This window comes from Streptomyces sp. RP5T (genome assembly GCF_003933965.1).
Classification (GTDB): Bacteria; Actinomycetota; Actinomycetes; order Streptomycetales; family Streptomycetaceae; genus Streptomyces.
This window is the reverse complement of the sequence record NZ_RSAJ01000377.1, coordinates 1-8,210: the sequence shown is the minus strand read 5'-3', so window position 1 is coordinate 8,210 and position 8,210 is coordinate 1. Positions and strand designations below refer to the sequence as shown.

Genomic DNA, 8,210 nt, shown 5'->3' with positions numbered 1-8,210 from the left:
GGGTGGGGGTTCGGGTGGAGATCGTGGTGGAGTGACGGGGCGTAGAGACGCGCCGCCTCGGTCGACTCAGCCGAACGCGCTGACGGCGAGATCGGCCGATGGGAACCGCAAGTTGAGATTGCTGCCAGTGTTGACCGCCACATAGCAGCCGTACAGGACCTTGGCGAGCTCCCCTCCGTTCATCGCCCGCACCTGCCGACCGTCGTCCGGGACGTGGTGGGCGCTGGTGTACACGTCCAGGTGACGCTCGCCGTCGTCGCCGTCGCGGAAGCGCAGCTTGCCGTCCGCCTCGACGGAGACCAGCACGGTGCCCGCACGGAGGGCGTCCAGGAATGCCTCGGCCGTGCCTCGGCGAGCCCGGAACGCCTGCAACGCGGCTTCCACGTCATTCTCCGGAGCACGCCACCGCAGCGCGGTGAGGGTGGGCTCGTAGTCGGGGTTGAAATGGAACTCGCCGATCTCGCCGTTCTCGTCGATGGGCCAGCCGCCCAGCTTCCCCTGGTCCGGCACCTCGCCGTGCGGATTGGTGTAGGCCGGGTCGATGGCGAAGATCACCCTGCCGGCGGGCGCCGGGCGGAACGCCGCATCTCCTCGGTCACCTGGGGTGCGAGCATCTTCGGGCCGCGGAAGGGGATGACGGGGTACGCATGGATCTTCAGATCGCGTGGCTCGCGGTGCCACTTGCCGTCGCCGACGATCTCTTCCCTCAATGCCGCCAGGCTGGGCGCCTCCTGCCACGGACCGGGCAGCGCCCGCCCCGGGAACGGGTAACCGCCTTGCTGCACCATTTCGGCCAATGCCTCGGTGGGAGCGAGGCCCCGTTGTTTCGCGGATCGCCGCAGGTCTCTCCAGAAGCCGCTGGAATTACTGGCGTCAGGGCCCTGTTCGCGGCGCACCACATAGCTGACGGCCCCCTCCGCATCCGAAGCGAACAGGGCACCCAGGATCCCCTCTATATTGGCCACCACGACGTACTGCACGGGGCCGTTCGCCCGCAGCACGTAGTCGTCGGGGCCGCCAATCAGGCGTGGCTGCAGGTCATCCGCGAGCCGGGAGAAGGGCCTCTCCTCGGAGTGCTCATCAGGCCTGTGCTGCTCACTCATTGATGGATCTTTCCGTAGATCTGCCACTGCCCGTGCGCATCCTCGAATGCTTCGGTGATCGTGTACTTATTGCCGTTGCCGAGCAGCAGTTCACGCTCATTGGCGCCGTAGTGGCTCAGCTTCTCCACCCACAGGCCCGGCGTTCCCTCGGGCGCTCGTGGAAGTCTCTCAAGGAGAAATCCGCCGCTCCCGCAATCGGCGTATCCGACGAACAGCAACAGAAGACGGACCAGAAGGCCGCCATCGTCTGGACCGTCATCAGTGTCGTAGGCCTGGCCCTTGTCGGCCTGGTCATCCTCCTGATCGTGAAGCGATCCAGGCAAGGCAGGAACGGCAACAGCGGACTCGGCGCCCCCGTCAGCTACCGGCAGTACGGCCAGCAGCCCTACCCGCAGCAGAACCCGTACCAGCAGCCGGTCTCACCACAGCCACACAATCCGTACCAGCAGCAACCCGCCCCGCCCCACAACCAGCGGCCGCCCCAGCAGTAGCCGTCAGCAGAGGGTGATCAAGCCCAAAAACGTGGCGAAGCCGCTGGGAGCCTCCGCTTTCAGCGGATACAGCCGCACCTCGTGAGCGAGTTCCGATGAGTTTTGAATCAGCAGCCGTTGGCCTTGGCCACGACCGGAACAAGCTTTTTCACCAACTGCGTGAGCGTCTTGTCCGCCTTGGAGAGATCCTTGGGGTAGAACGCCAGGATCTCCACTGAGAAACTGGTTCTGGGAAGGTCGCCCGCATCGGGCGAGTAACCAGGGCACGCTGCCACCGCCACAGCACCACGGGAGTACAAGGCGACGTCGCCAGAGGCCTCGACGGTGACCTTCTTGTTTCCGCTGCCGTACTCGGTGGCCCTCTTCTCGGCGATTTGGCGGGCAGTTGGTGTGTCCTCGTGGAAGAAGCTGCTGACGAGGAGTTTCTTGGCGTTGTCGACCGCATAGTCGCACCCCGAAGCGTACTTTCCGTTGTCGAGGGCGTCGCCGGTGTGCGTCAGCTTGCTCCCTGGTGGAAAGAGGGGCTCGATAGCCTGCTTCCCCACGTGTGCTCCGCACAAGGTGTCAGGCAAGGCATATGCGACTTCGGGCTTCTCCTCACCGGAGCAGGCAGCAAGCAGAAGCGCGGTGGCAGAAAGTACTGCGCAGCCCATACGGCGGCTGGACCAGCGGTCAGCCATGGTATTGGTCCCCCCACTCGGCTCCGGTGGCGTGGCTCTGGTCGACCTCTCGACCTACGGCGTCCTGCAAGTCCTCGCTCCCTCCGGAACGGGCGATGTCAGCGCGGACCGCCTCCCGCAACGCCGACTCACCGCTGGTGTAGCTTCTGCCCGCCTCGCTCTGGGCCTCGTTGGTAGTGTCGTGGTACAGCCTGTTGGCCACGTTCTCCTGGATGTCCTCGATCGCCCAGCCTGCGACGTCGCCAACGACCGGGACCTTGATGGCACCTGTAGCCAGGCCCAGGCCGCGACCGACCCACTTGTTGGCGGTGTCGACGCCTTCGTTGTACTCGGCGTCCCCGTGTGCGTGCGTGTCATGAACGGCGTGAGCACGGGCAGCGCTCATGATGCCCGCGACCTCGGCTCCCGGGTGCGCGGCCGAGGAGACGCGCTGGGTGAGGGAGACGTCGCTGTCGTCCGGTCCCTTGATCTCCGCGTCGATGACTGCCGACGTATAGGCCTGCTGAGAGCCAGTGAGCGCGGCATAGGCCTCAGGATCCTGGCTGACCTGATAGAGGAATTCCTTGGCCACCTCGGGGTCCAGATCAGCACTCGTACCTTGAACCGGCAAACCGCTCTGGCCGCTGATCGAGCGTTGGATGTCGCCCATGTACTCGGCGCCGATGTTGCCAAGACTGTCGCTTGCAGCTGCGTAGGGGGCAGTCCCCTCGTCGCTGTTGAGAAGTCCGCCGGCATCAGGACCACTGAACTTGTTGATCACTTGGGAAGCGAGAGCAGCCTGTTCCGGACTGTGCGCGAGCGGACCTGTAGAAGGGTCGGCACCAGCGGGACGGCCGGTCGTACCTGCTTCGAGGGCGTGGCCCAGAGCATCCGGGAAGTCGTTCATGGAATCCGCCACCGCGTCCGGGTCGTGCCCCGTGATGTCCGGGAAGGACTTGTAGTCCTTGTTGACGAGGTAGTCCAGGTAGTTGTTGGAACCGTCGACGTCGAGGGTCTCCTGAGGTTGGCCCTTCGGGGAACCGTCCTGTGCGTACTCCTGCATGGGTGGCGTGAAATAGTCCGTCGCCGCCTTCGGGCTGTGCCCCAGCGCCTCCAGCACGCTGTTCATCGGGTCGTAGCCCGCGCCGTTCTTGCCGGAGGGGTTGAAGCCGTAGCTGGAGTCGCCGAAGTCGCTCTTCGTGCTCGCAAAGAAGTACGGCTCCTTGGCGTGGAGTTGGGTGACATGTTCCGCGATCGGAGTGAGGAAGGAGGAGTCGTAGTCGCCGTAGCGGAGGATGTCGCCGAGGAGCTGGTAGCCGTAGGGGCCCTCGCGCATGCTGTCCGGGTACAGCGGAATGTGCTGGGTGCCGAGCTTGCGGAGTTCGGCGGCCCACTTTCCATCCAGATGCGGTTTGTTGTCCGAGTTGGTGGCGGTGGCCAGGTTGTTGCCCATGTTGCGCTGCAGCTGCTGGAGCAAGGCCTTGCGTCCGTCACTCGCGTCGGCGGTCTGCAGGGCGAGCTGGCCGTAGAACTGGAGCGTGCCCTTCTGGCCGAGCTGCTTGTAGAAGTTGGTGGAGAACTCCGCGTCGCCCTGGTTGGACTTCAGCAGGTGATTGAGCTCGGTGAGCTCCTTGTCCGTGAGCTTGTCGCCCTTCTTCATCAGCTCGGCCGCGTGGGTGGCGTCGGCGGAGTCCAAGGTCATGACGACCTTGGAGTTGAAGTTGTCCGTGTAGCCGCCGAGGTCACGGCGCAGGGCCCAACAGGCGGTGTCGTCGGCGTCGGCGGCACGCTGGAGTACGGCCGTGATGCGGGCGGCGAAGGCGTCGCAGGCCTGCTGCTGTTCGCGGATCAGGGCCTGGCCGTCGGGGTCCCGGCGGCCGATGGAGTCCTGGGAAGCGTCGTTGCGCGGGGTGACGACTCCCGTCGCGCTCACGTGCAGGTCCTGCTTCTTGGCCTCGACGTCGGCCAACTTGTGGAGATCGCTCTTCGTCTTCGTCAACTCCGCGTGGAGGGAGGCGAGGACGCCGGCGATGCCTTCTGCCTCCTTCTGGGCGTCCGCGAACTCCTGGTGCGCGTCACGTACGTCGTTGGCCGCCTTGCCCGCCGTCAGAGCAGGCTGGTGCCAGCCTGCCTGCTTGAAGGGTCCGGCCACCTCGTCGCCGTACGCGGTGTGCAGGCCCTTGAACTTGGTGGCCGTCTCCCGCCAGCGGTCGGCTGCCGCTTTGAGGTTGCTGAGGTTGAGGTGGTACAGCTGCTCGTACGTCGGCATGGCTGCGGTAGGTCCCCGTGGTGTGGTGATCTCAGCGGGCGGTGGCGGGTTCGCTCGGGCTCAGCCGAAGGGCGACGGCTTGCCGGACAGGGAGCGCATCGTCTGCGTGTTCGCTGTCTCCGTGCTTTGGTAGAGCAGGCCCGAGCCCCCGGACTGACGGGAGAGGCTCTCGCACTTGGACGCGAGCGCCGAGACTTGGCTCGACCATGTCTCCGCCAGACCGCCGAGTGCTCCGCCGAGACCGCCGTCCCAGTTGCCACTGCCGAAGTCCTTGGACGCCGAGCGGGTCTCGTCCACCGGGTGGGCGCCGGTGGCCCGCGTCCGTCCTGCCATCTCCTGCGCGCCACTGCCAGCACGATTCAGTGCTGCCGGATCCTCGATGTCCGTTCCGCCAGACATGTCCCGTCCCCCGAGTCGGCTCCCGCTCCTCATCCGGCGGAAGTCTTCGATAGGTGAAGCAAATTCATCTGCGATGCGTAAGCAAAATATCACCGCGATGCGCGGCCTCCCGAGGGGATTTGACGCGATTCCGCTCTCGGGACACCGGTCCACGCGGCGGATGCGTGGCGCCCGTCGGCGGGCACGCGGCCTGGGCGCAGATCCGGCTACTGCCGACTGGCAGGCACAGCCGCAGAGGCACACCGGCACCAGCCCAGTGCCGGATGTACGCGCCACTCCGGCGACAACTCGGCGCCCTCCGCCGCGCATGAGGCCGGAAATCTGCGTGTCGGCGCCCATCACCGGCAGTGTGGAGTTGTCGAGAACGCAGTGCTCGATCTGCGGGTCAGCTCTCCCCCCGCGGGAACGACACCTCCACCCGGCGGTTCTTCTTGCGGCCCGCTTCCGTCGCGTTGGAGGCGATCGGGTAGTCCTCGGAGTAGCCGCGGACCTCGTAGGTGATGCCCGCGTCCTTCAACTCCTGGTCCAGGACGTCCTGTACGGCGTTGGCGCGCTGGCGGGAGAGGGTGCGGCCGTGGGCGTAGCTGCCGAGGTTGTCGGTGAAGCCGAAGACGCGGATCCGGGTGGCGTTCTGGTTCTTGATCTCGGCGGCGATCGCGGAGATACGGGCCCTCGCCTCGCCGTTCAGCTTCGCGCTGTCCTTGCCGAACAGGACCTCCGCCTGGAGGGCGAACTTCACGTCCGCGTTGGTGTCCTCGCGGCGTTCGTCCCCGCTCTGGTCCTCGACGACCTGCTTGATGTCCAGGACCTTCGGTTCGGCGAGGGTGGCGCCTTCCGGGAGCTTGAGGTCGGGGTCGTTGGGGTCCACCTCGACGGGCGCGGTGGCGGAGGGTTCGGTGCCCGGAGGGACGCTGGGGCCGCCGTCGTCGGCCCGGGCGGGCGTGAGGGTCAGCGCCACCATGAGCGACGTGAGCGTGATGGCCAGGGCCAGGCGGGGTGGGGTCCGGGTGGTGGTCATGGTGGGCGTCATCCGGAGATCTGGATGGTGGCGGAGGCGAAGGTGGGGAGCTGGAAGGTGACGTCGGTGGTGTTGGCCGGGGGGGCCGGGAACTGGATGAAGACGGCCAGGGATTCGCCGGGTTGCAGGGAAGAGAAACCCGTCGTCGTCAGTGGTCGGCCGTCCGTGTCGCGCAGCACGTAGTAGCGCTTCTTCGAGGCTGCGTCGACCAGGGTCGCGCCTCCGAGTGACATACCGTGCCGGAGGATCTCCGTCTCGTCTCCGCGCACCGCGGGCGGAATGGTGATGCGCTTGGAGCCGTCGTTCTTCAGGGTGCCGTTCACTGTGACAAAGCCGCCGGCGTCCCGGGTGGCCGTGGTGATCTGCAGCAACAGCCCGCTGGAACCCTTCAGTTCCGCCATCGGCTCGTCGGACTCGCCCTCCTGAGTACTCGGGTCGCTGCCACCCGTGCGGGAGGCCGACGCCGAAGTCTCCGGTTTCTTGTCGTCGCCGCCTCCGCTGCAACCGGCCACACCGACGGCCAGTCCGGCCGCGATCACCAACGCGACCATCCCCTTGCGGGCCTTCGCCGTGAACCGAATGCTCATCACTCCGCTTCCTTCGTCACTCGTCGTTCGCTCGTGCCAGATGGACGTCGAAGAGGTCCTCCGGTCCCGGAAGGTCCGTGAGGTGCTCGGGGTCCAGGGTCCACTCGCGGCCGTCCTTGCAGGTGAGCTTCGGCAGCACATCCGCGTCCGCGTCTTCGCCGGGTAGTTTGAAGTCGCAGAGTCCTTTGATGACCGCCGTGGCCGTATCGGTGGACTGGCGGCCCTCGACTCCGGGGACAATGGAATCACCGATGGTCTTGTTCGTCCTGACTTCGACCGTGTAGCCAGGCGGTACCCCGGGCAGCGACTGGCAGCCCAGTCCGGTGGCATCGTTCTGCGCGGCCAGTTCGTACGCGCGGGCGCAACCGTCGAATTCGACTCCCACGCCGTTGAAGATGTCCAGCCACTTCGTGGGGTCGAGGATGTTCTCCACCCACTTGTCGGTGAGCTTGTCCCGTGTGTCCAGGGCCGCCGCCAGCGCCGCCGCGTCGGCCGCCGTCCGGGCCCCGTTGCGATTCGCCGCGGCCTGGCCTACCGCGAGAAAGGCGAACGCGAGAAAGAGCAGGCCCGCCACCACCGTGATGTAGATGGGGAAAGCCTGCCCTGCGTCGTCGTGTCTGCGAGGCCCGGTCAGCCGCTGATGACTTCGTTGACCTTGTCCACGATCGCGGTGTAGATCGTGTTGCCGATGTCCGTCCCCGTGATCGCCAGCACGATCGCCACCACCACCGCGATGATGCCCAGGTACTCGACCGCGGTCTGACCCTTGTCGTCGTTGAACCGGTTGCTCATCGTGTGACCCTTCGGTGTCGCCGCCATCGACAACCGGAACGTAGTCCCGCGGATCGCGTTCCGCGCAGGGCCCCTGGGCCCAAATCCGGGCCCAAGCTCGTGTCGTCACGGCTCACCCCACCCCTCGGCCCGAACTCGGCGCCGTGCCCAGCCACTTCGCGGCCGCCTCGGAGCGGCTCGTGCTGTGGAGCTTGGCGAAGATGCGGTTGATGTGGTTCTTGACCGTCTTCTCGCTGATGAAGCAGGCGGCGGCGATCTGCTGGTTGGTCATGCCGGATGCGATGAGGTCCATGATCTCCGCCTCCCTCGCGCTGAGTTGGAAACGCGACCTGTCCGAGGACGACTGTCCCACAGATGATTGCAGTTGCGAAAGCCCTTTGAGGGGGATTCGCGGTACGGAGGTGGGGACATGGGGGTCTACGTGTGCATTCGCATCGCGTAGTTGGGACAGCACGGCGCCGGCCGCCGTGGGGGTGAGGTGGGTGCGGCCCCGCGCGGTGTCCCGGACGGCCGCGGCGAGCTGGTCCGCCGTGAACTCGCCGTGGACGAGGTAGCCGTCGGCTCCCCTGCGCAGCGCCTCCTGGACGGTCTTCGGCTCCCCGCTGTACGTCAGCATCAGCACCGGGGCGATCGGCACCAGGTACGGGAGCGCCGAGAGGCCGTCGACGCCCGGCATCCGGACGTCCAGCAGGATCACGTCCGGGCGGTGCCGGCTCGCGGCCCCATGGGCCTCGCGGCCGTCCGCCGCCTCCGCCACGACCGTGAGGTCCGCGCGGCCCGACAGGAGGGCGGTGAGGCCCGCTCGGACCACCGGGTTGTCGTCGGCGACGACGATCCGGACGGGGGTGGCCGGGGCCGTCGGGAACAGGGCGACCGGTGGGGCGGGGTGCTC

Annotated in this window: 12 protein-coding genes; 1 reads left to right on the top strand and 11 read right to left on the bottom strand. The window is 66.8% G+C overall.

Features of this window, described 5'->3' with window-relative positions; translation table 11 throughout:
- Positions 1-66 precede the first annotated feature (66 nt).
- From EHS43_RS48185 to EHS43_RS48175, 3 genes are read right to left on the bottom strand one after another with little or no spacing between them, the layout of a single operon-like run.
- Complete coding sequence (locus tag EHS43_RS48185) at positions 67-555, bottom strand: type VII secretion system-associated protein (RefSeq protein ID WP_260470784.1); 489 nt, start codon at positions 553-555, stop codon at positions 67-69.
- A complete protein-coding gene (locus EHS43_RS48180) occupies positions 552-1,103 on the bottom strand; it encodes a hypothetical protein (protein WP_260470783.1) in 552 nt (183 codons plus the stop codon). The genes EHS43_RS48185 and EHS43_RS48180 overlap by 4 nt, the downstream gene beginning before the upstream one ends.
- Entirely contained in the window at positions 1,100-1,426 is a 327-nt protein-coding gene (locus tag EHS43_RS48175) for a hypothetical protein (protein WP_185806480.1), read from the bottom strand. The genes EHS43_RS48180 and EHS43_RS48175 overlap by 4 nt, the downstream gene beginning before the upstream one ends.
- Here EHS43_RS48175 and EHS43_RS48170 point away from each other — a divergent pair.
- Positions 1,409-1,594, top strand: a complete 186-nt coding sequence (locus tag EHS43_RS48170) for a hypothetical protein (protein ID WP_185806479.1) — start codon at positions 1,409-1,411, stop codon at positions 1,592-1,594. The genes EHS43_RS48175 and EHS43_RS48170 overlap by 18 nt on opposite strands.
- A 107-nt stretch (positions 1,595-1,701) precedes the next feature.
- Here the strand turns inward: EHS43_RS48170 and EHS43_RS30365 are convergent, their stop codons facing one another.
- The 8 genes from EHS43_RS30365 to EHS43_RS30330 form a co-directional block, all read right to left on the bottom strand.
- Positions 1,702-2,274, bottom strand: coding sequence for a hypothetical protein (locus EHS43_RS30365; protein WP_125193912.1), 573 nt, complete (start codon positions 2,272-2,274; stop codon positions 1,702-1,704).
- A complete protein-coding gene (locus EHS43_RS30360; protein WP_260470782.1) occupies positions 2,267-4,522 on the bottom strand; it encodes a DUF6571 family protein in 2,256 nt (751 codons plus the stop codon). The genes EHS43_RS30365 and EHS43_RS30360 overlap by 8 nt, the downstream gene beginning before the upstream one ends.
- 60 nt (positions 4,523-4,582) lie before the next feature.
- Positions 4,583-4,855: a hypothetical protein gene (locus EHS43_RS30355; protein WP_260470781.1), complete on the bottom strand. Its 273-nt coding sequence runs from the start codon at positions 4,853-4,855 to the stop codon at positions 4,583-4,585.
- 451 nt (positions 4,856-5,306) lie between these two features.
- Positions 5,307-5,939, bottom strand: a complete 633-nt coding sequence (locus EHS43_RS30350; protein ID WP_125193909.1) for an OmpA family protein — start codon at positions 5,937-5,939, stop codon at positions 5,307-5,309.
- Between the two features lie 8 nt (positions 5,940-5,947).
- Complete coding sequence (locus EHS43_RS30345) at positions 5,948-6,526, bottom strand: hypothetical protein (protein ID WP_125193908.1); 579 nt, start codon at positions 6,524-6,526, stop codon at positions 5,948-5,950.
- 16 nt (positions 6,527-6,542) lie between these two features.
- Positions 6,543-7,160 carry a pilus assembly protein TadG-related protein gene (locus tag EHS43_RS30340; RefSeq protein ID WP_125193915.1) on the bottom strand — a complete coding sequence of 206 codons (618 nt, stop codon included), beginning with the start codon at positions 7,158-7,160 and terminating at the stop codon, positions 6,543-6,545.
- Positions 7,157-7,318 (bottom strand): Flp family type IVb pilin, encoded by a 162-nt coding sequence (locus tag EHS43_RS30335; RefSeq protein WP_167368204.1) that lies wholly within the window; start codon positions 7,316-7,318, stop codon positions 7,157-7,159. The genes EHS43_RS30340 and EHS43_RS30335 overlap by 4 nt, the downstream gene beginning before the upstream one ends.
- A 112-nt stretch (positions 7,319-7,430) precedes the next feature.
- Positions 7,431-8,186 carry a response regulator transcription factor gene (locus EHS43_RS30330; protein WP_125193913.1) on the bottom strand — a complete coding sequence of 252 codons (756 nt, stop codon included), beginning with the start codon at positions 8,184-8,186 and terminating at the stop codon, positions 7,431-7,433.
- Positions 8,187-8,210: the final 24 nt, after the last annotated feature.

Bases quoted from the DNA above. Each gene is read 5' to 3' on its own strand.
- EHS43_RS48180 (WP_260470783.1), bottom strand. From the start codon at position 1,103: ATGAGTGAGCAGCACAGGCCTGATGAGCACTCCGAGGAGAGGCCCTTC.
- EHS43_RS30365 (WP_125193912.1), bottom strand. From the start codon at position 2,274: ATGGCTGACCGCTGGTCCAGCCGCCGTATGGGCTGCGCAGTACTTTCT.
- EHS43_RS30360 (WP_260470782.1), bottom strand. From the start codon at position 4,522: ATGCCGACGTACGAGCAGCTGTACCACCTCAACCTCAGCAACCTCAAA.
- EHS43_RS30355 (WP_260470781.1), bottom strand. From the start codon at position 4,855: ATGGCAGGACGGACGCGGGCCACCGGCGCCCACCCGGTGGACGAGACC.
- EHS43_RS30350 (WP_125193909.1), bottom strand. From the start codon at position 5,939: ATGACCACCACCCGGACCCCACCCCGCCTGGCCCTGGCCATCACGCTC.
- EHS43_RS30345 (WP_125193908.1), bottom strand. From the start codon at position 6,526: ATGAGCATTCGGTTCACGGCGAAGGCCCGCAAGGGGATGGTCGCGTTG.
- EHS43_RS30335 (WP_167368204.1), bottom strand. From the start codon at position 7,318: ATGAGCAACCGGTTCAACGACGACAAGGGTCAGACCGCGGTCGAGTAC.